Source organism: Promicromonospora alba (genome assembly GCF_042654905.1).
In the GTDB taxonomy this organism is placed as follows: Bacteria; Actinomycetota; Actinomycetes; order Actinomycetales; family Cellulomonadaceae; genus Promicromonospora; species Promicromonospora alba.
Genome location: NZ_JBHSFI010000001.1, coordinates 290,821 through 310,491, shown reverse-complemented (window position 1 = coordinate 310,491; position 19,671 = coordinate 290,821). Strand labels below are relative to the sequence as shown.

The following is a 19,671-nucleotide window of genomic DNA, read 5'->3' as shown; positions in this document are numbered from 1 at the left end:
AGCAGCGTCATGAAGCGTGCGACACGAATGGCCGGGGCCCTCGCCGCGGCGGCGGTACTGGCCGGGACCCTGACCGCCTGCGGCAGCGCGTCCGACGGCGGCTCGGGCGGCGGCCCGGAGGAGGTCACGTTCTGGGGCTCCTGGTCCGGGGACCAGGCCAAGCAGCTCCAGGCGCAGGCCGACGCCTTCAACGAGTCCCAGGACGAGTACGAGGTCGAGTACGTGGGCCAGGAGCTCGTCGAGGAGAAGCTGCTCACGGCGCTCGCGTCCGGCAGCGTGCCCGACGTCGTCCTGTGGGACCGCTACAACACCCCGCTGTACGTGCCCAAGAACGCGCTGGCGCCGCTCGACGAGTACATCGAGGCCGACGGCGTCGACACCGCGCAGTTCTACGACCAGGCGATGGGCGAGCTCGTCGTCGACGGCGGCACGTACGGCCTGCCGCTGCTCGTCGACAACCGGTCGCTGTTCTACAACACCGACCTACTGGAGGAGGCGGGCGTCGAGCCCCCGACCGACTGGGACGGGCTCAAGGCGGCCGCCGAGGCGGCCACCCAGCGCGACGGCGACAAGCTGGGCGTCGCCGGTTTCGCGCTGGACGACCCGGGTCTGTTCAACATCTGGCTCAAGCAGGCGGGTGGCCAGATGTTCAGCGACGACGGCACCGCCACCGCGTTCAACAGCCCGGAAGGCCTCGAGGTGCTCGAGTTCTGGCAGAGCCTGCTGGACGCGGGCGTGTACGAGCCCGGCTTCGGCGAGGGCGTCGACTCGTTCGCCGAGGGCAAGCTGGCGATCAAGTACGACGGCCCGTGGGCGCTGACCGCGCTGGACGAGGCCGACGTGAGCTACGGCATCGTGCAGCCGCCGGTTGGCCCGGACGGCGACCAGGGCGCGGGCATGGGCGGCTTCGGCCTGGTCATCCCGGAGGGTGCCGAGAACCCCGACGGGGCCTGGGAGTTCATGAAGTGGTGGACCACGCAGCCGGCCAACGGCGTCGACTTCGCGAAGATCTCCGGCTGGATCCCCGCGAACGTCGAGGCCGCGAACGACCCGTACTTCACGGAGGACGACAGGTACCAGGCCTTCATCGAGACCATGGAGTACGCCGAGGTGCGCTCCAACATCCCCGGCGCCTCCGACGTCGAGGGCAAGGCGCTCATCCCCGCGCTGGAGAAGTTCCTCGGCGGTGAGACCGACGCGCGGACGGCGCTGGCCGAGGCCCAGGAGCTCGGCGACCGCATCCTCGCCGACAACGCGCAGTAACACCGGACGCAGTAACACCGGACGCAGTAGCCCGACGCGCAGTGACCCAAGGAGCCACATGACGACCCCGAACCCCTGGCCGGACCGCGCCGACCTGGCGCAGCGCAGTCTCGACCACTTCTTCGGCACTGCCGAGCCGCAGCTGCTCGACAACACCTACCCGGTCGGGGACAACTCGACGTTCAACTACTGGTGGCTCGCCCACGTCATCGACGTGCGCCTCGACGCGTTCGAGCGCACCGGGGACAAGGCGTGGCTGACAGCGGCGGAGGCGACGAGCGCCAACCTGCGCGGCCGGAACGGGGAGTCGTTGTTCAACGACTACTTCGACGACATGCTCTGGTACGCGCTGGCCCTGGAACGGCTGGCGCGTGCCACCGGGCGGCAGGAACCCCTGGACGACGCCCGCGCCCTCTGGGAGCACGTCGTCGAGCACGGGTGGAACGAGACGCTGGGTGCGAGCGTGGCGTGGCGCAAGCAGCAGCTGTACTACAAGAACACGCCGGCCAACGGCCCGTTCGTGATCCTGTCCGCCCGCCTGCACCAGCACGACCCCGACCCGCGGTACCTGGACCACGGCGTCGCGGCGTTCGACTGGATCGCCGCGACGCTCGTGGGGCCCGACGGGTTCGTCGAGGACGGCATCAACCGCGAGGGCGACGGCCGGATCGACACGCAGTGGCGCTTCACCTACAACCAGGGTCTGTACATCGGGGCGGCGGTCGCGCTCGACGCGGTGGTGCACGAACCGGAGCTCGTCGCCCGCGCGCTGCGCACGGCCACGACGGCGCTGCGCGAGCTCGCGCCCGACGGCGTCGTCGGCAGCGAGGGCGGCGGGGGAGACGAGGGCCTGTTCAAGGGCGTGCTCTACCGCTACCTGGGCACGCTCCTGGGCCGGCTGGGCACGACGTCGCCCGACGCCGCTCCGCTGGTCGAGTTCGTCCGCACGAGCACCGACCGGCTGTGGGAGACGAGCCTGCGGGACGGGTACCTGCTGGCGGGCGGCGACTGGCGCCGTCCGGCCGAGCTGCCGGTGTTCTACTCGACCCAGCTGAGCGCGGTCATGGCGCTCGAGCTGCGCGCGTCGCTCGAGGCGCGGTGATGACCTGCCGCATACGGCGGGCCATGCTGGGTTCAGCGGAATCATTGGTCATACTGATTGGCCACGTCCGACCGGTGAAGGGGCATCAGTGAGCCAGCCGCTCTACCTCGAGGTGTACGAGAAGCTCCGTGACGCCATCCATGCGGGCACCTATGGTGTCGGCGACCGGATGCCCGCAGAGGCGGAGCTGACCAAGCAGCTGGGGGTCAGTGCCATCACGCTCAAGCGGGCGATGGACCTGCTGCGCGCCGACGGCTACATCACGCGCCGGCCCCGGCTGGGCACCGTCGTCGTCAGCGAGACCGCCACGAACGCCGTCAGCACCGGGAGCGGGCCCACCCCGCTGATCGGGTGCGTGCTGACCGACTTCGACGACACCTTCGGCACGCGAGTGCTGGCCGGGCTGCTCGACGCGTCCAGCACGGTCGCGAACCTCGTGGTCAAGCGCAGCCTCGGCAACCGCGAGGCGGAGGACGACATGGTCCGGGCGCTGGTGGCCGACGGCGTCCAGGGGCTGATCCTTGAGCCGAGCTCGTCGCAGTACGTGCCCCCGGCGGTGCTCGAGCTGATCACCCAGTCGTTCCCGGTAGCCATCGTGGACCGCGTGTTCGACGGCGTCCCGGTGTCGTCGGTCTGCTCCGACAACGTCTCCGCGGGCCGCCAGGCCGCCGACGTCCTCTTCGCCGCGGGATACGACCACGTCGGGCTGGTGTCGGCGGCGAGCACCGTCTCGACGGTGCAGGACCGGCTCGACGGCGTCGTCGCCGCGCACGCGACCCGGCACATCCCGTTCGACCCGGCGCACCAGTTCCGCCAGGTCCGCTCGACGGTCCCCGGGAGCGGCGTCGCGCCCGACGACGACATCGCCGAGCTCGAGAAGTTCCTCGCCACCAACCCCGGCCTGACGGGCCTGGTCGCGACCGAGTACAACATCGCCGTCCTGCTGCGGGAGGCCGCGCAGCGGGCCGGCCGGACCGTCCCCGGTGACCTCGGCATCGTCTGCTTCGACCACCCGGACGCGTTCTACGACAAGGCGCGCTACCGGTTCACCCACATCCGGCAGGACGAGTCGCGCATGGGGCACGAGGCGGTGGACCTCGTCCTCGCCCAGATCCGCGAGGTCGGGCAGGTCACCAAGGTCACGCTGCCCACCGAGCTGGTGCCGGGGAGCTCGACGCGCTGAGGTAGTTCCTCGTCTGCCGAGCCGGATGTCCCGGCATCGACCGCTGACACTCGCTCAGAACGGTGGTTCATCGGGTTGAGTTTCGGCTGTCGCGTGGGTCGAGTCGGTCGATTGGTTCGGTACGGTGCCGGGTTCTGTGGTGGTGTAGGCGCGAGGTAGGCGTTGCCCGGTCAGGGCGCGCAGGGTCAGGTCGTGACTGGTGTCGGGGTCGATGTCGTCGATCTCGATGTGGGTGTCCAGCACGGTCGGTGGCCGGGTCTGCGTCCGGCCTGTCGGGGTGGTCCAGGTGGTGACCCCGGTCGCAGGGTCGCGGACGACACCCCACCCGGCGTGGGTCTTGAGCAGGTGGTGCTTGCGGCACAGGGCGTGCAGGTTCTGCGCGCGGGTCTGCCCGGGAGCGTTCCCCGTGCCCGTGCCCGTGCCCGTGCTTCTGTTCTGGTGCTGGTGGTCGAAGGGTCGGATGTGGTCGAGGTCGCATCTGCTGGCGGCGGTGTCGCACCAGCCGAAGGTGCAGGTCTCGTCTCTGGCTTCGATGGCTGCGCGGAGGACTTTGCCAGGTTGGTAGGTAGTGGTGGAGTAGTCGGTCAGGATTCCGGTGACGGGGTCGGTGAGCAGGCGTTGCCAGGTCGCGTCCTGCGCGATGATCCGTGCGGTCTCGGCCGGGATGGGGCCGAACCCCGCCAGGTATCCTGGGGCGTCGTCCAGGCCGAGCAGCGCGGTGGCGGGGATCGTGACCCGGACCACGGGTCGGGTGGGCGTGATCCGCACCGGCCGCACGATCTGCTGCACGACGATCTGCTGGACGGGTGTCTTGCCGCCGCAGGTGCATACCGGCACGTCCGTGGCATCAGACGCCGCCGTGCCGAGGCCGGCGGCGTTCGTGTCGCCGCTGCTGGAGCCGGCAGCGCCAGTTGTGTCCGTGTCCGTGTCGGTGAGGCGGTCGGCGGGCAGGATGCGGCCGGTGATGATGCCGGTCAGGGAGTCGGCACGGAGTTGTCCCAGGGTGCGGTCCTCGCCGGTGGTGTGGCGGAGCTGGTGGGCCATGTCGTCGATGACGCCCCAGACTGCCGCTGCGTCGGTCGCGGGCAGGTACGCGGACAGCCAGCCCATGTCGTTCTCCGCCCGGTCCACCTGCACACTGCGGCGGGCCGTCTCTGCCTTCGCTGTCTGCGCGGCGCCGTGCCGGTTCTTGGCGAACGCGAGCATCTTGTTCCGTAGCCACCTCCACGTCCGCCGGGGCGCCAGGGGCAGGTATCTCTGGATCGCTTCGGCGCGTTCGGTCACCGTGAGCTGCGCGGCGGACCGCAGCAGGGTGTGCGCCTTGCGCACATCGATCCGCCCCGCCACCAACGCCTGGATGACGGTGGGGTGCTGGGTACCGGACTCGGCCCGGACCACGACCTCCACGGCCTCGGGCTCGGTCACGACGAGCTCGCTGGTGACCTGCCCGACCAGCGAGCTGTGTGCCAACGGGTGAGTTTCCCGCGCGGCACGCTCGGCGACGACCCTCGCTTGCAAGCCCGCGGACCAGGACTGCAACCGGCCCAACGCCATGACCAGATCGCCCAGAGCGTCGTCCGACAGGTCGCCCAGCAGACCGTTCTCCAAGTCGGTGACCTCGGCCACCACCCGCGCCACCTGCACGCCCGGCGCCCCGCTCAACGCCGTGCGCAGGGTCTCGACCGGCCACAACACGATCGGTACGACATCCGGCGGCCAGTCGGGCGGTGGTCCGCCGGGTGGCCCGTCCAGGGCAGCGCTCGCGTCCGCATCCCAGGCGGGCAGCACATCGTCGAGCGGCGTCACATCGTCGAATGGCGCGTCGTCGGGTACCGCCTCGTCGTCGCCAGCTCTGGAACCACCGGCCAGGAACGCGTCGTACCGGAGCGCGCCGTGCCCGCCGTCGTCACACCGTTCTCCGCTCATGCGAGCACACCTCCTCCACTCTCATCGCCAACCATAAGTGTATGGATACGCCTCATTGCTGCGGACGTTTGTTCGATCCTATGCGGAGCCACTGACACCCGCCCGGCCGTCTGCCACCCGCGTACGGACATGGGGACAGGGGGCTTACCGGTATGCCATGCCATTTTCGGCGAGATCGGACAGATGGGTGCATTGCGCCTTTTACTAATGTACGTTTTGAGGTGAATCCGGGTGCAACGTCGCGCCCGGGGGAGGAGCACACCTGATGCCGCGTCGGATCCGACTTGTCCTGATCGCTCTTGCCGTGGTCGTCGGCCTCCAGCCGGTCGCCGCCGTCCAGGCCAGCCCGCCTCCGCAAGCTTCGGTGGCCGCCGGCTCGACCGATACGCGCGCGGCCGACGAGAGCGCGACCGCCGTGGCCCGTGCCCGGGTCGCCACCGAGGTGCTGCTGGACTCCTACGACGAGCAGAAGGCGTGGTTCCCGTCGAGCTGGTGGAACTCCGCGGTCGCCCTGCAGATCATCGGCGACTACATGGAGCGCACCGGGGACCGGAGCTATCTCGACGTGCTGGACCACAGCTTCGAGACCAACAAGGGCCCGTTCCCGGCCGGGGAGCGCTCCACCGACGAGATCTACGGCAACTTCACGAGCCGAGCCATCGACGACGCCGGCTGGTGGGCCCTGAACTGGGTGACCGCCTACGATCTGACCGGCGACCAGAAGTACCTCGACATGGCGGGCACCATCGCCGACTTCATGCACGGGTTCTGGGACCCGAGCACGTGCGGCGGCGGGATCTGGTGGAACGAGGAGCGCACCTACAAGAACGCCGTCACCAACGGCCAGTGGATCCGGCTGACGGCCGAGCTGCACAACCGCATCCCCGGCGACACCGCCTGGCTGAGCCGGTCCCGGGAGGCCTGGGACTGGTACGCCGCCAGCGGCCTGATCAACTCCGACGGCCTGGTCAACGACGGGCTGACCGACGCCTGCGCCAACAACGGCGACACGGTGTGGAGCTACAACCAGGGCCTCGGTATCGGCGCGGCGCTGGAGCTGTACCGGGCGACAGGTGACGCCGAGCTGCTCGCCGCCGCGCGGCGCCTGGCCGATGCGGCGCTCGGTTCCGACGCGCTGACGACGGAGGGCGTGCTCACCGAGTCCTGCGATCCGCTCGGCCGTACCTGCGACGACAACCAGAAGCAGTTCAAGGGCATCTTCATGCGCTACCTCACGGAGCTGGCCGACACCACCGGCGACGCGCGCTACGCGCAGTTCGTGGACCGGCAGGCGGCGACGATCTGGGCGAACGACCGCGACTCCGCCGAGCGGCTCGGCCTGCGCTGGTCGGGCGTTGGCACCGCGGCCTCGCCGAACGTCTTCGACTGGCGCACCCAGGCCAGCGCGCTCAGTGCGCTGATCGCCGACGTTCCCCAGGACGCGCCGAGCCGGTCGCTGTCCGCGACGATGTCGCCGACGCAGCTGGTGGTGATGCCGAGCCCTGGGGCCACGTCGTCGGCGCGGACCGACGTGGAGGTGGCCGCGACGTCGGAGGGACGCCGGCCCGTGCGGGCCGACGTGCGGGTGAGCGGTCCGCGCGGCTGGACCGTCGATCCGGCCCGGAGCCGGGTCCGGCTGGTCCCGCCGGGCGACGGCAGGCCCGCGCGGGCCAGCATCCCACTGGACGTCACGGTGCCCGCGAACACCCCGGACGGCAGCTACCCGCTGACCGTGACGGTCACCGCGAGGCCCGGCCTCAGCTACACCACGCGGGTCACGATCCAGGTGGCGAGCACCATCGACTTCGACGCCGGGTCGACGCAGGAGCTCGCCTGGCTCTGGGACGCGGGCGGCTCAGGGCTGAGCCACGTCGGGAGCCGGTTCGCCGACGGCACCAGCCACTTCGTCTACCGGTTCCCGTTCCCCGCCGAGGCCACGTCGGCCGAGGCGACCCTGACGATCGACAACCAGTACGTCGTCCAGGTCGGGCCCGACGGCGAGAGCTGGACCACCGTGCTGACCGAGGACGAGCCGATCAGGGACAGCTCCAACAAGGCCGACCACACCCTCGACCTGACGCCTCACCTCGGCCCGGACAAGGCCGTGTACATCCAAGTGACCGACGCCTTTCCCGAGGACGGCTGGGGCGGCGGGGTCTACCACGTCGCGGCGGAGTTCGGTACGTCCTGACTGACCTGGCCGCCATCCGGTCGGCCCGGTGACGGGCCCCGGATGGGGTCAGGCGGCCTGGGGTGCCGGGTGGCCCGTCGGGTCGGCCGGGTCTGCCGGTCCGGCCGGCACGGGATCCCAGCTCGGCGCAGGTTCCACCGGCCGGACGCAGTCCAGGGCGTGCACCAGCATGTCCGGCGTGATGCCGCCGCGCACGTCGTCGTGCTCCAGGGCCGTCATGACCTGATCGGCTGCCACACGCATCGGGACGTTGGCCTTGTCGGCGGCGTCGAGCAGGATCTGGGCCGCCTCGTCGTCGTCGACACGCTTGGCCACGACCACGAAGCTCTTGGCTCGCTCGATCATCGCCTCGCCCACGAGGGCCGGTGACACGACGTCGTCCACGCGGCTCGGCGAGCTGCTGTCGAACTCGAGGCCGCCAGCGGCACCGTCGGCGAAGGCGGTTCGAGTGTTGTCGATGAATCCCATGTGAACCTCCCAGATCCGCTGCGGACCGGGAGCCGCTTCATGACTCCGACGCTTCGAGCATAGAGCACTTCGGACGATTCGGACAGGCCCTCGTTGCTCGCGGGTATTCGGCAGTATGGGGGCATGACCGAATCAGATGTCAAAACAGCCGTCGCCGAGGTCGAGGCCCAGGAGGCCGAGCTCGTCCTGACCACGTTCACGCACGACGAGGCCTGGCGCCTGGGTTCCCGGCTCGTCGAGCTGGCGACCGAGCGGGACCTGCCCGTCGTCGTCGACATCCGCAAGGGCACGCAGCAGGTGTTCCACGCGGCGCGGCCGGGCACGACGCCCGACAACGACTCCTGGATCAAGCGCAAGGTGCGGGTCGTCTACCGGTTCGGGGCGTCGTCGTACCTGGTGGGGCTGCGGTCCAGGGCGAAGGGGACCGACTTCAACGCCGACCAGGGCCTGCTGTTCCAGGAGTACGCCGCGCACGGCGGAGCGTTCCCGGTGCGCGTCGCGGGGGTGGGGATCGTCGGCGTCGTCACCGTGTCGGGTCTGGCGCAGCAGGACGACCACGCTCTCGTCGTCGAGGCGTTGCGGGAGCTCGCGGCGTCCCAGTCGGCGGCGTAGCCACCGGCCGTGGGCCGCGGGAGATCACGACGTCGACCACCGCTGGTTGTCACCGGCATGGCAGTCGTAGACGATGACGGGCGTCGCGTTCTCCGTGCCCGCCCCGGACACGTCCAGGCACAGACCCGTCGCGACGTTGCGCACCGTGCCGTCGGCCTGCGGGACCCACTGCTGGTTCGCGCCGCCGTGGCAGGTCCAGACGGCGACGGCGGTGCCGGCCGCTCCGCCGCTCGGATCGTCCACGCACATCGATCCGAGGGTGCGCAGCTCTCCGGAGGTGGACGCGGTCCACTGCTGGGCCGCGCTGCCGTTGCAGTCGTAGATCTGCAGGGCGGCGCCGTCGACGGCCGCGCCCCCTGGCACGTCGAGACACCGGCCGGACGCGGCGCCCCGCACAGCGACGACCGTCGGCTCCGGGGGCGGCTCGCTCGGGGTGGGCGACGGGTCCGGGCTCGCGGAGGCCTCGGACGGGCTCGGGCCCGGCGCGGACGCCGTCGTGCCCTGGGCGGGGCTCTGCGTGGGCGCGCTTCGCGGGTCGGCCACGTCGCGCGTCAGCACCCCCACCGTGCCGATCACCGCCGCGAGCCCCAGCAGGACGGCGAGCGCCCACACGAGTACTGCCACCGGCATGCGCCGGCGCGGTGTGACCTGGTCGTACACCCTCACGTTTCCTTTCGTGCCCGACGGCGTCCCGGCCCGACGGCGCCACCGCCCGCCGGAGTCAGCATGGACGAGCCGCACCCTACTGGGTCGCGGACACCGCCTGACCCGACAGGGGGTTGCCGGCGACTGTAGATTCGACGACCGGGGGCACCGGGTACGCGTCGTCGGAGGTGAAGGGCCGTGCGTTCGTTCGTGGTGACCGGCGGGAGCCAGGGCGTGGGGCGCGCCATCGTGGAGCGGCTCGCCACGGAGGGGCTCGTCGTGGTGCTCGACCTGGCCGCGACGCTGGTCTGGGCGCCCTCGGACGTCACGCTCGTCAGCGGAGACGCGGGCGATCCCGGGACGGCTCGCCGCGCCGCGGAGGAGGCGGAGGCCAGGGCGCCGCTCGCGGGCTGGGTCAACAACGCCGCCGTCTTCCGGGACGCGCCCGTCACCGCCCCGCCGTCCGACGTCCTCGCGGCCGTCACGGCGAACCTGTCGCTCGCGATCACCGGCTGCCACACCGCCGTCGGCCACTATCTGCGGCACGGACGGGCCGGAGCGATCGTCAACGTCTCGTCCCACCAGGCCCAGCGCCCCGTGCGTGGCGCCCTGCCGTACGCCACCGCGAAGGGTGCGGTCGAGGCCCTGACCCGTGCCGTCGCCGTCGACCACGGGCCGGACGCCATCCGCACCAACGCGGTAGCCCTCGGGTCCATCGAGACCGCGCGCTACGAGGAGTACCGGCGCGAGCATCCCGAGGTGGACCGCCAGATGGCCGCCCTCCACCCGCTCGGTCGGGTCGGCACGGGCCGCGAGGTAGCCGAGGCCGTGGCGTTCCTGCTCTCCGACCAGGCGGCGTTCGTCAACGGCGCCGTCCTGCCGGTCGACGGCGGGCGGGCGGCCCAGGGTGCGGACCCGGAGGCCACCTGAGGCGGTCGGCAACGAGTGCGTCCCCTAGAACTGTGGACGAAGATGCCTGTTGGTATGGATGGTGTCTGATGATGTTCGTATGGAATCAGAAGAGACCACCGAGTCCGCACCGACCGAATCCGCGCTGAAGCACGCGTCCGGGTTGTACGCGAGGCTGCTGGAGTACGCGACGAGCCCGCCGTTCGGCGAGCGCACCGCCGCCAACTTCCGCCGCGTGACGACGATGACCGAGCAGTACGACGGCGGAAAGCTGTGCGGGCACCATCACGCGGGTCGCGCGCAGGCCCTCGCGACGGCACAGATCGTCTTCGACGCACCCCCGCTGGGGATGCGCCTGATCGACCGCTACGCCGACTGGTCCGCGGACCTGACCGACCGGGACCGGAGACTGCTCGACACGTGGCGCACCGGCGGTGTCCACGCCGTCTTCGAGATCGTGCGCCGCGCCGGCGGCGGGGTGCGGGTCCGCTGCCTCGGCGACGATCTGGAGTACACGCTGCACGTCGACCCGGAGGCTCCGCTGCCCCGCACGGACCTGCGGACCGGGCGGTTCCTGGCCGGGCAGGCCCTCCCGGTCGGTGAGCTCTGGATGCTGGTGGGCGCCGTCGAGCTGTACGCGCAGGGTGAGCGGAACGCGATGCTCGGCCTGCAGGCCGAGTTCGTCCGGGGCGCGCCGGCACTGCCGTTCCGCAACCCCGCGATCCTTGAGCGGGCACACGTGGCCCTCGCCGCGCAGCACCAGGAGTTCCTGCGCCTGTTCGGCGGGCAGGGCGTGGCCAGGGTGGGCTCCCGGCTCGTCGAGGACCTCGATCAGTTCTGGGAGTCGTCGGGCATCTGGGAGACGTGGTGGCCGAGCCTGCCGCTGGAGCGCGACCTCTGCGACCTCCGCGAGGCACTGGACCAGGGGCCGCCCGACGGCGGGACGTGGTTCCCTGTGCACCACCCCGTCCAGGGGCTACGTATCCTCGGGGCCGGTTACGGGATGCTCGCGGACCTGCACGGCTCGACGTCGCCGATCAGCCCGGCGACCGTGCGCCAGGTCGCCGAGCTCCTGGACACGGGGGACGTCCCCGACTTCGCACTCCGCGACCTCGCGGAACAACACCCCGTGCGCGCCGGCGAGATCTACCGCGCAGCCCTCGGCCGACCCGGGTTCACGTGGGCGCAGGAGGGCGCGGCCTGGCTCCGGGATCGCACCGGCGACGTACCCGCCCGTCCGGCGCTGGTGTGGATGCCGGGCGGTGCGAGGCCCGCGGGGTCGGGGAAGCCCGACCGTGCGATCGCCGTGCCGCGCCCCCTGGTAGTCACGTTCCCGCCGGTCCCGACGCCGTCGGGGACGGCGCCGTCCGGAATGACACCTGCCGAGCACTGACGTCAGCGCCCGCCCTCCGCCACGACGTCCCGCACCCACGCCCCGCCGTCGGGACCCTCGGGGCGGAAGCCCACGCTCCGCAGGTACGCGAGCTCCCCGGGTCCGACCTGCGGCACCACGACGCGCCGGAAACCCTTCGCCGCGAAGATCCCGCTGCGCCGGTACACGAACTCCCCGGGAGTGAAGTCGCGGAACCGCTTGGTCACCCAGTCGAGCTCGACGACGCCCGTGCCGTCCCCGGCGTCGCGCACCTCCACGACCCCGACGGTCTCGTCGCCGCGCTGCACCAGGAACGCCGACCGCTCCTCACCAGGCCCGGGCACCGCCACGAACCCCGGTGCGACGCCCGCGATGTCCGCGGCATGGGTGCGGAGCACGTGCAGCAGGTACGCGTCGTCGGGCGCCACCTCGATCACCTCGTACACCGCGGCGTCGTGGCGCTCGCGGTTCAGGCGCCACAACCAGTAGATGTTGATGAGGCTGATCGCGGCGTTCATGGCGGCGAACGGCCAGATGCCCACTATCGCGTTGTAGGCGGTCGCGACGAGCGAGCCGATGAGGTTGAGCCAGCGGAAGCGGAGCACACGCGCCTGCGTGAGGGAGAGCACGACGAGGATGGAACCGGTCCACCCGGCGATCTCGAGCCAGGGAAACATTCCCTGACCTTAGGCGCTCTCACCAGGACCAGCCGCGCGAGCTGAGCTCCAGCTCCTCTCGCAGGCGCTCGCCGGCGCCGGCGCGCTCGTCCGCGCGCAGCGGTGCCGTCTCCGTGGGCAGCCCCGCGAGGTGGCATGCCTCGCGCAGCAGCGCGTCGTAGGCGCCCTGGACGGCGAACCAGTGGTGGGCCCGCGCGTAGACGTCGGGGTCCTCCTCGACGCGTCGCAGCTCGGCCGCGAGCTCCCCGAGCCGGATCTGCAGGCGCAGAGTCACGAGCGGGTCGGGCGCTCGCGGCGGACGGGGCAGGAAGTTCCAGGTCATGATGTGTCACCGCTACGTCGTCGTAGGACTGGGGACACGACCAGCGTAGGTCGCCACGGCAGCAATGGCCATGGGATTCTCCCCGAGGGCTTCGGGCACCTTCGGCACTGGGCGAAAGTCGTGGGCGTGTTGGCCGGCCCCGCCTAGCGTGACGGGCAGCCGGGGCCAGGGGGGTCTCGGCACGACGGAGGGATGGCCCCGTGGACTCGACCACCTCGACTGACCCGACGACATGGATCCTCGCGTTCGACGCTTCCTGCTGCCAGTGCCGCCAGGTGGCGGAACAGGTGGAGCGTGCAGGGGACGGCCGGCTCGACGTCCGGCCGCTCGAACGGCCCGACGTGCGGGCGTGGCGGGAGCAGGTGTTCGGCGACCAGCCACCGCACGCGCCGACCTTGATCAAGGTGGGCCGCGACGGGACGGTGCGCGCCTGGACCGGCGTCGCCATGACGGTTCGGGTCGCGGCACGGCTGGGGCCCCGGCTGAGCCTGCGCCTGCTGGGGGCGCTGGGCGCCCTGCGCAAGGGTTCCACGATCCCGGAGGGCGGCGGCGGCCTGGGCCGCGCGCAGTTCCTGCGGCTGGCCCTCGTCGGAGCGGGAGTGTTCGCGCTCGCCGGTGCGCAGCCCGCGGCCGCGGCGCCCAGCGCTGCCGAGCGGTGGGTCGCGGCCAACAAGAACGACCTGCCGCGGGACTACGCCGCGTTCTCCGCGCACGACCCCGCCTACCGCAAGGCGATCTATGCCGAGTCGTCGGCCGCCACCCGCAGCCGCCTCTGGACCGAGCAGCTCCAGCGCTACCGGAGCGCGCACCCCGACCTGCCCGTCGACCGTCGGGCAGTGCTGGACCGCGCGCTCCGGATCGCGAAGGACGAGACGGTCTTCGTGCGTCGCGTGCAGCCGAAGACCGCCCTGGCGGACGAGCTCGAGACCCTGACGGAGGACACCATCGCGGCGTTCGGCCTCGACGAGGGACGGGCGCTGCTGGCGACGCTCGGCCCGGAGCCGCAGGCCGTCCAGCAGGGCCGGACGCAGCAGGCCCAGGCCGTCGACTGCGGGTGCAACATCCTCTACGGGGTGTGGTGCAGCAACTACTGCTACGGCTGCACCCAGTGCCCGTGCCCGGAGTGCGTCTGCTCCAGCTCGGGCTGCGGCACGTTCTGGGTGCACGAGTGCAACGGGGTCTGCCGGTAGGCGGTCAGCGTTCCGGCAGCACGAGCCTCCCGTCGATCCGGACGGGCACGACCGGGGGACCGTCGCGCAGCTCGGGCGGGAGAGCGTGCTGAGGCGCCTGCTGCCAGGCGAGCGGCCGCAGGAACCGGCGGACCGCCGTCGCGCCGACCGAGGTGTGCAGCGTGTTGGTCGACGGCCACGGTCCGCCGTGGTGCTGTGCCCAGCTGACGGCGACGCCGGTCGGGTAGCCGTCGTACAGCACGCGCCCTGCGCGGGCCGCGAGCGCGGCCCGTGCGGCGGGCAGGTCCTGGTCGGACGTCCCGCCGGTGAGGACGGTCGCGGTCAGCGACCCTTCCACCTGTTCGACGACGGCGACTGCCTCCGCCTCGGAGCCGTACCGCACGACGACGGTGAGCGGCCCGAAGCACTCCTCGACGAGCTGCGCGGTGAGCGACCCGGCCGTGACCTCGAGCAGGGTGGGTCGGGTGGTTCCCGGCGCACCCTCCTCCGCCCTGACCCGGAGAGCCGCACCTGAGGAGCGAACCGCCACCCCCTTCTCGTAGGCGTCCGCCATCCCAGCGGTCAGCGCGGGCAGCGCCGGCGCCCGCACCATCGCCTCGGCCAGCGCGGACACCACCCGGTCCCCGGCCTCGCCCGCCGGGACGAGCACGAGTCCCGGCTTGGTGCAGAACTGCCCACCGCCCTGGAGCACGGAAGCGGCGAGCCCCGGGCCGTAGCCCTCGGCGTCGTGCAGCGCTCCGCTCGGCGTGACGAGCACCGGGTTGAGGCTGCTGAGCTCCCCGTAGAACGGGATGGGCGTGGGACGGGCCGCCGCCGCGTCGGCGAGCGCCCGTCCGCCGGCGAGGGATCCCGTGAAGCCGGCGGCCCGGATCGAGGGATGGGACACGAGCCGGCGCCCGGCGTCGAACCCGTGGACGACGCCGAACGCGCCCGGCGGTGCGGCGGCTGCCGCCACTGCCCGTCCCGCGAGCCCGGCCACCCGGTCCGACGTCGCGGGATGACCAGGATGCGCCTTCACGACGACGGGGTTGCCCGCGGCGAGCGCGGAGGCCGTGTCCCCGCCCAGCACCGAGAAGGCGAACGGGAAGTTGCTCGCGGCATACACGGCGACCGGCCCGAGCGGCACGAGCATGCGGCGCAGGTCGGGTCGCGGGCCCATGGGGGTGGGTCCCGCGTGGTCGATCGTCGCCTCGAGGTAGGCGCCCTCGCGGACCACCTCGGCGAAGAAGCGCAGCTGGTACGCCGTCCGGGTGAGCTCGCCGCCGAGCCGCTCCGGACCGAGGGCGGTCTCGCGGTCCGCTTCCGCGACCAGTGCGTCACGGTCGCTCTCCAGGGCGTCGGCGAGCGCGTCCAGCAGGTGCGCTCGCCGGTCGCGCGGCCAGGCGGCGAAGGCCTCCGCCGCCCCTGATGCGCGGCCCACGACGTCGTCGAGCTCGTCGGGCGTGGTCTCCCGTGGCTCCTCGGTGTGTGTCTCTTCGGTGCGTGTCACATCCATGCCGTCGATCCGTCCTTCCGCACGGGGACCTTGCGTTCCCAGTGCACCCAGTCGTCCTGCGCCAGCGCCGTCTCGTCGATCTCGATGCCCCAGCCGGGCCGGTCGGGCCGCAGCTCCAGGTGCCCGCCCGTGGGTACGTACGGGTCGTGGCACCAGGAGACGTCGTCGGGCTTGTACTCCAGGATCGAGAAGTTCCACGTCGCCGCCGCGAAGTGCAGGTTCGCCGCGGTCGCGAGCGGGCCCAGCGGGTTGTGCGGCGCGACGGGCACGTCGTGCGCCTCGGCCAGGGTGGCGATCTTGCGCATCTGCGTCAGCCCGCCGACGACGCAGATGTCCGGCTGGATGATGTCGGCGCCCTGCACGCTCAGGAGGCCGAGGAACTCGTTCGGCGAGTACAGCGACTCCCCGGTCGCGAGCGGCACCGCCATCTCCGACCGGATCCGTCCCCACGCCGGGAGGTACTCGGGACGGATCGGCTCCTCGAGGAACATCGGCTCGTTCGGCGCCAGCGCCGCGGCCAGGTCGACCGCCTGCCGCGGCTCCCACAGGCAGCCGTGCGCGTCGAACGCGAACTCCCACTCGTCGGGATGCGCCTCCCGGATGTCCCCGAACCAGTCGCCGAGCTCCCGCGCGACGATCCCGAACCGCGAGCGGTGCAGGTCGCGCCGGTACGGGCTGAGCTTGAACGCGTCGACGCCGAGCGTCGCGTGCAGCTCGGCCGTCCGGTCGCGCAGCTCGGGGACGTCGGGCGCCGAGTAGAGCCCCGCGTAGACGCGGACCCGGTCCCGTACCCGGCCCCCGAGCAGCTGGTACACCGGCACACCTGCCGCCTTGGCGGCGATGTCCCACAGCGCGTGGTCCACCGCGGCGATGGCGGCGAGACCGAGCGCCCCCTGCGGGAACCGGGCCGACTGGTGCAGCAGCTGGTTCACGAACGTGACACGGGACGCGTCGATCCCCGCGATCTGGTCGGCGATGAACTCGACGATCGCCGGATAGGCGAGATCGGGCCCGTGATTGTAGATCTCCGTCCAGCCGTCGATGCCGTCGTCGGTGGTGACGCGCAGCAGCACGCGCGGCCGGTCGCCGACCCGCTGCAGGTAGGTGGAGAGCCTGTCGATCTTCATGGCTTTTCCTTCCAGTCCTCGCTGTTCCACGCACTGAGGATTCGCGCGACGTCGGCCTGGTCGGCGTCCGGCAGCGTGGTGCTCGGGGGCCGGACCGACCGGTCGCACAGACCCAGCTGGTGCATCGCCTCCTTCACCACCGAGACGTTGTCCGCCGACCGGTCCCGGGCGCGCAGCTGCTCGAACCGGCGGATGCGGCGCCACAGCGCCGCCGCGCGCTCCGTGTCGTCGTCCCGCAGCGCGTCGAGCAGCCCGAACGAGATCTCCGGCACCACGTTGACCAGGCCCGACGTGAACGCACGCGCACCCGCCTGCCACGCCGACGGCGCGTACGACTCCGCCAGGCCCGCGATCCAGAGCAGGTCCGCGTCCGTGTCCTGCACGGTCTCCGCGAAGGCGACCGGGTCCGGCACGGAGTACTTGATCCCGGCCACGTTGGGCGCCCGCCGTACCAGCGCCGCGATGTCCGACCCCCGGATGGCCGGTGAGCTGACATAGGGCAGGACGGCGAGCCGCGGCACGGCGCTCGCGACCGCCGCCGTGTACTCGACCCAGCCGGCCCGCGACATGTACGGGAGCACCGGCTGGTGCACCATGACCGCGTGCGCGCCGAGCTCGGCGGCGTACGCGGCCTCGGCCTTCGCCGTCGCGGGATCCAGCCCCACGCCGACGACGACCACCGCACGGTCACCGACGACGCCGGTGACCGTCCGCGCGACGTCCGCCCGTTCCCGCGGCGAGAGCGCGTAGAACTCGCCGGTGTTGCCGTTCGGCGTGATCGCTCCCAGCCCTGAGCCGACGAGCCGGTCGGCGAGCTCGCCGGTCCGCGTGAGGTCGACGGCGCCGTCGGGCGCGTAGGGGACGACCGGGATGCCGACCACCGTCCCGAGCCGCGCCACGACGTCGGCGGTGCTGCTGTGCGTGGTGCGCACGGTCATGATTCTCCGTTCTGCAGGGGGCCGGCGGCGTCCTGCCGGTCGAGCTCCTCGACCGGCTTGATGCGCACCCAGAAGGCGTAGATCGCGGCGGAGACCAGGCAGCTGATCGCCGCGAACACGAGGGGCCAGAGGTAGGAGCCGGCGGAGACGGTGAGGGCCAGGCCGATGGCGATGGGGCTGACGAGGTTGCCGACCTGCGACCCGAAGTTCTGGAAGCCGGCGAGGGAGCCGACCCGCTCGGGGCTGGGGGAGACCTCGGCGGGGAGGCTGAGGATCGCGGCGCCGGCAAACGAGTGCGCGGCGCTCGAGACGGTGAGGACCACCATGAGGAGCGCGTTGCTCTCCACGAACGGGCTGAAGCCGATGCACGCGCTCAGCACGAGACCCGAGATGATCGGCACCTTGCGTGCCACGTTCGGGGACAGGCCGGACGCGAGCATCCGGTCCGAGACGATCCCGCCCAGCACCGTGGACCCGATCGCGATGACCGCGGGCAGGGCCCCGACCATCCCGAACTCCGCCTCGGTGAACCCGCGCTCGTCGAGCAGGTAGGTGGGGTACCAGGTGAGGAAGAACGCACCGGCGAGCGACCGGAAGACGTAGCCGAGCATGAGTGCCCAGGTCTGGTTATCACGCAGGAGCATGCTCCACCGCACGGGCTCCCCGGTGTGGCGCACCATCTCCGCCTGGTCGGAGCGGATGTGCGCGAGCTCGGCGGCGTTGACCCGCCGGTGGTTGTGCGGGGCGCGGTAGATGGCGAGCCAGCCGGCGATCCAGAGGATCCCTACCGCGCCGATGACGACGAAGGTCCACCGCCAGCCGGCGAAGACCGCGATCCACGTGACCAGCGGGATGGAGAGCGCGGAGCCGATCTGCTGGCCCATGTCGAACAGGCTGGAGGCGAAGGCCCGCTCGCGGCGCGGGAACCAGGTGGAGACCACCTTGATGTTCGCGGGCTGCACGGGGGCCTCGCCGATGCCGAGCCCGAGCCGGAAGACGATCAGGCTCGTGACACCTGTCGCGAACGCCGTGAGCGCGGTCCACAGGGACCACCAGCCGACGGCGATCGGGTAGATGACACGCGGCCCGAACTTGTCCAGGAGCCAGCCGGACGGCACCTGGAACAGCGCGTACGTCCAGAAGAAGGACGAGAGCAGCACACCCTGCACGGCAGGGCTGATGTGGAAGTCCTCCGAGATGAAGGGCAGCGCGACGCTGAGCGCCGCCCTGTCGAGATAGGCGATAGTGAGCCCGAGCGCGGAGAACGCGACGATCGTCCACCGCATCTGGCTGCGCCGGGCGCGGGCTGCCGTGGACGGGGGCTGCTGAGTACCATTGAGCATCGTTGCTCCTTGTTCATCGGTTGGTTCATCGAGTGACGTGAGTGCTCCGGTTCGGAGCACCCGCTTCAGAGGTGCGGCCCGGGAACTTGGCGGTGAACGGGCCGTACCTCGCTGTCTTGCTGGTCCTGGCTAGCTGGCGGTCAGGCGGTCCCACCTCCTTGGCGCAGGCGCTCGAGGAAGCCGGCGATGTGCCGGCGGGTCAGTTCGGCGGCGCGGTCGGCGTCGGACGCCTCAACGGCCGCCAGGATCTGCGCGTGCTCCTGGGCCTCGTCGCGCCAGCTCGGCTGGCGCGCCCAGGTGGTGACGGCGGCCAGCGCCGCCTGGTCGCGGAGGCTCTCCAGGATGCCGACGAGGATCGGGTTGTCCGCCGCGGCCCACAGCGCCGCGTGGAACGCGCGGTTCGCGAGGCTGCGCTGCGCGGGCGCCGTCGCCTCGTCGGCGCGCAGGAGCGCGGCTCGCGCGGCCGCGATGTCGACGCCGCCCAGCACGCTGCGCCGCGTCGCCTCGGGCTCCAGCAGGAGCCGGGTCTCGTAGATGGCAATCGCGTCCGCCTGCGTGAGCTCGCGCACCCGCACCCCGATGTAGGGCCGTACGACGACGAGCCCGCTCATCTCCAGCGTCTTGAGCGCCTCGCGCACCGGTGTCTTCGACATCGCGAGCTCCTGCGCGAGGTCCACCTCGACCAGTGGCTGCCCGGCGGCCAGGCGGCCGCTCAGGATGCCCTCCTTGATGGTCGCGAGGGCGTGCTCCGTGCGTGAGGGCAGGGCGGTCGGAGCCGATGGCGTCGTGGTCACGTCGTACATCATATATGACGCTCGCGCGAGCCTGAGCCCTGTCCTCCGCTCAGGGGGTTGCTACGGCGGGCAGGTGCTCCGTCGCGAGCAACTACTCCGTCGCGAGCAACTACT

General features: G+C 71.7%; 18 protein-coding genes. 8 read left to right on the top strand and 10 right to left on the bottom strand.

Going from position 1 to position 19,671, the window contains the following annotated elements; all coding sequences use genetic code 11:
* Positions 1-9: 9 nt before the first annotated feature.
* The 3 genes from ACFO6V_RS01470 (at position 10) to ACFO6V_RS01460 (ending at position 3,548) form a co-directional block, all read left to right on the top strand.
* Positions 10-1,263, top strand: a complete 1,254-nt coding sequence (locus ACFO6V_RS01470) for an ABC transporter substrate-binding protein (RefSeq protein ID WP_377131420.1) — start codon at positions 10-12, stop codon at positions 1,261-1,263.
* Positions 1,264-1,321: 58 nt separating this feature from the next.
* Complete coding sequence (locus ACFO6V_RS01465) at positions 1,322-2,365, top strand: glycoside hydrolase family 76 protein (RefSeq protein WP_377131418.1); 1,044 nt, start codon at positions 1,322-1,324, stop codon at positions 2,363-2,365.
* Between the two features lie 88 nt (positions 2,366-2,453).
* Entirely contained in the window at positions 2,454-3,548 is a 1,095-nt protein-coding gene (locus tag ACFO6V_RS01460) for a GntR family transcriptional regulator (protein ID WP_377131416.1), read from the top strand.
* 54 nt (positions 3,549-3,602) lie between these two features.
* On the opposite strand, the gene ACFO6V_RS01455 is transcribed toward ACFO6V_RS01460, so the two are convergent.
* Positions 3,603-5,474, bottom strand: coding sequence for an HNH endonuclease signature motif containing protein (locus ACFO6V_RS01455; RefSeq protein WP_377131414.1), 1,872 nt, complete (start codon positions 5,472-5,474; stop codon positions 3,603-3,605).
* A gap of 265 nt (positions 5,475-5,739) precedes the next feature.
* Between ACFO6V_RS01455 and ACFO6V_RS01450 the strand changes: the two genes are divergently transcribed.
* Entirely contained in the window at positions 5,740-7,665 is a 1,926-nt protein-coding gene (locus ACFO6V_RS01450) for a glycoside hydrolase family 76 protein (RefSeq protein ID WP_377131412.1), read from the top strand.
* A 48-nt stretch (positions 7,666-7,713) separates the two neighbouring features.
* Here the strand turns inward: ACFO6V_RS01450 and ACFO6V_RS01445 are convergent, their stop codons facing one another.
* Complete coding sequence (locus ACFO6V_RS01445; RefSeq protein WP_377131409.1) at positions 7,714-8,133, bottom strand: ANTAR domain-containing protein; 420 nt, start codon at positions 8,131-8,133, stop codon at positions 7,714-7,716.
* A 123-nt stretch (positions 8,134-8,256) separates the two neighbouring features.
* Here ACFO6V_RS01445 and ACFO6V_RS01440 point away from each other — a divergent pair, with 123 nt between their 5' ends.
* Positions 8,257-8,745 carry a heme-degrading domain-containing protein gene (locus ACFO6V_RS01440; RefSeq protein WP_377131407.1) on the top strand — a complete coding sequence of 163 codons (489 nt, stop codon included), beginning with the start codon at positions 8,257-8,259 and terminating at the stop codon, positions 8,743-8,745.
* A gap of 24 nt (positions 8,746-8,769) precedes the next feature.
* Here ACFO6V_RS01440 and ACFO6V_RS01435 read toward each other — a convergent pair whose 3' ends face one another.
* On the bottom strand, positions 8,770-9,411 hold the full coding sequence (locus ACFO6V_RS01435; RefSeq protein ID WP_377131405.1) for an RICIN domain-containing protein: 642 nt from the start codon (positions 9,409-9,411) through the stop codon (positions 8,770-8,772).
* Positions 9,412-9,588: 177 nt separating this feature from the next.
* Between ACFO6V_RS01435 and ACFO6V_RS01430 the strand changes: the two genes are divergently transcribed.
* Complete coding sequence (locus tag ACFO6V_RS01430) at positions 9,589-10,320, top strand: SDR family NAD(P)-dependent oxidoreductase (RefSeq protein ID WP_377131403.1); 732 nt, start codon at positions 9,589-9,591, stop codon at positions 10,318-10,320.
* A gap of 79 nt (positions 10,321-10,399) precedes the next feature.
* Entirely contained in the window at positions 10,400-11,692 is a 1,293-nt protein-coding gene (locus ACFO6V_RS01425; protein ID WP_377131400.1) for a hypothetical protein, read from the top strand.
* 2 nt (positions 11,693-11,694) lie between these two features.
* Here the strand turns inward: ACFO6V_RS01425 and ACFO6V_RS01420 are convergent, their stop codons facing one another.
* Complete coding sequence (locus ACFO6V_RS01420) at positions 11,695-12,348, bottom strand: hypothetical protein (protein ID WP_377131397.1); 654 nt, start codon at positions 12,346-12,348, stop codon at positions 11,695-11,697.
* Between the two features lie 19 nt (positions 12,349-12,367).
* Positions 12,368-12,670 (bottom strand): hypothetical protein, encoded by a 303-nt coding sequence (locus ACFO6V_RS01415; RefSeq protein ID WP_377131394.1) that lies wholly within the window; start codon positions 12,668-12,670, stop codon positions 12,368-12,370.
* Between the two features lie 200 nt (positions 12,671-12,870).
* On the opposite strand from ACFO6V_RS01415, the gene ACFO6V_RS01410 reads away from it, so the two are divergent.
* Positions 12,871-13,860, top strand: a complete 990-nt coding sequence (locus ACFO6V_RS01410) for a bacteriocin fulvocin C-related protein (RefSeq protein ID WP_377131391.1) — start codon at positions 12,871-12,873, stop codon at positions 13,858-13,860.
* Positions 13,861-13,864: 4 nt separating this feature from the next.
* Here the strand turns inward: ACFO6V_RS01410 and ACFO6V_RS01405 are convergent, their stop codons facing one another.
* From ACFO6V_RS01405 to ACFO6V_RS01385, 5 genes are all read right to left on the bottom strand, one after another.
* Positions 13,865-15,355: an aldehyde dehydrogenase family protein gene (locus ACFO6V_RS01405; protein ID WP_377131388.1), complete on the bottom strand. Its 1,491-nt coding sequence runs from the start codon at positions 15,353-15,355 to the stop codon at positions 13,865-13,867.
* The gene (locus ACFO6V_RS01400) at positions 15,346-16,482 is read right to left on the bottom strand and encodes a mandelate racemase/muconate lactonizing enzyme family protein (protein WP_377131386.1); all 1,137 of its coding nucleotides are present in this window, start codon (positions 16,480-16,482) and stop codon (positions 15,346-15,348) included. The genes ACFO6V_RS01405 and ACFO6V_RS01400 overlap by 10 nt, the downstream gene beginning before the upstream one ends.
* Positions 16,479-17,420 (bottom strand): dihydrodipicolinate synthase family protein, encoded by a 942-nt coding sequence (locus ACFO6V_RS01395; protein ID WP_377131384.1) that lies wholly within the window; start codon positions 17,418-17,420, stop codon positions 16,479-16,481. Before ACFO6V_RS01395 ends, ACFO6V_RS01400 begins: the two co-directional genes overlap by 4 nt.
* Positions 17,417-18,763, bottom strand: coding sequence for an MFS transporter (locus ACFO6V_RS01390; RefSeq protein ID WP_377131382.1), 1,347 nt, complete (start codon positions 18,761-18,763; stop codon positions 17,417-17,419). The genes ACFO6V_RS01395 and ACFO6V_RS01390 overlap by 4 nt, the downstream gene beginning before the upstream one ends.
* A gap of 140 nt (positions 18,764-18,903) precedes the next feature.
* Positions 18,904-19,566, bottom strand: coding sequence for a GntR family transcriptional regulator (locus ACFO6V_RS01385; RefSeq protein WP_377131380.1), 663 nt, complete (start codon positions 19,564-19,566; stop codon positions 18,904-18,906).
* Between the last annotated feature and the right edge of the window lie 105 nt (positions 19,567-19,671).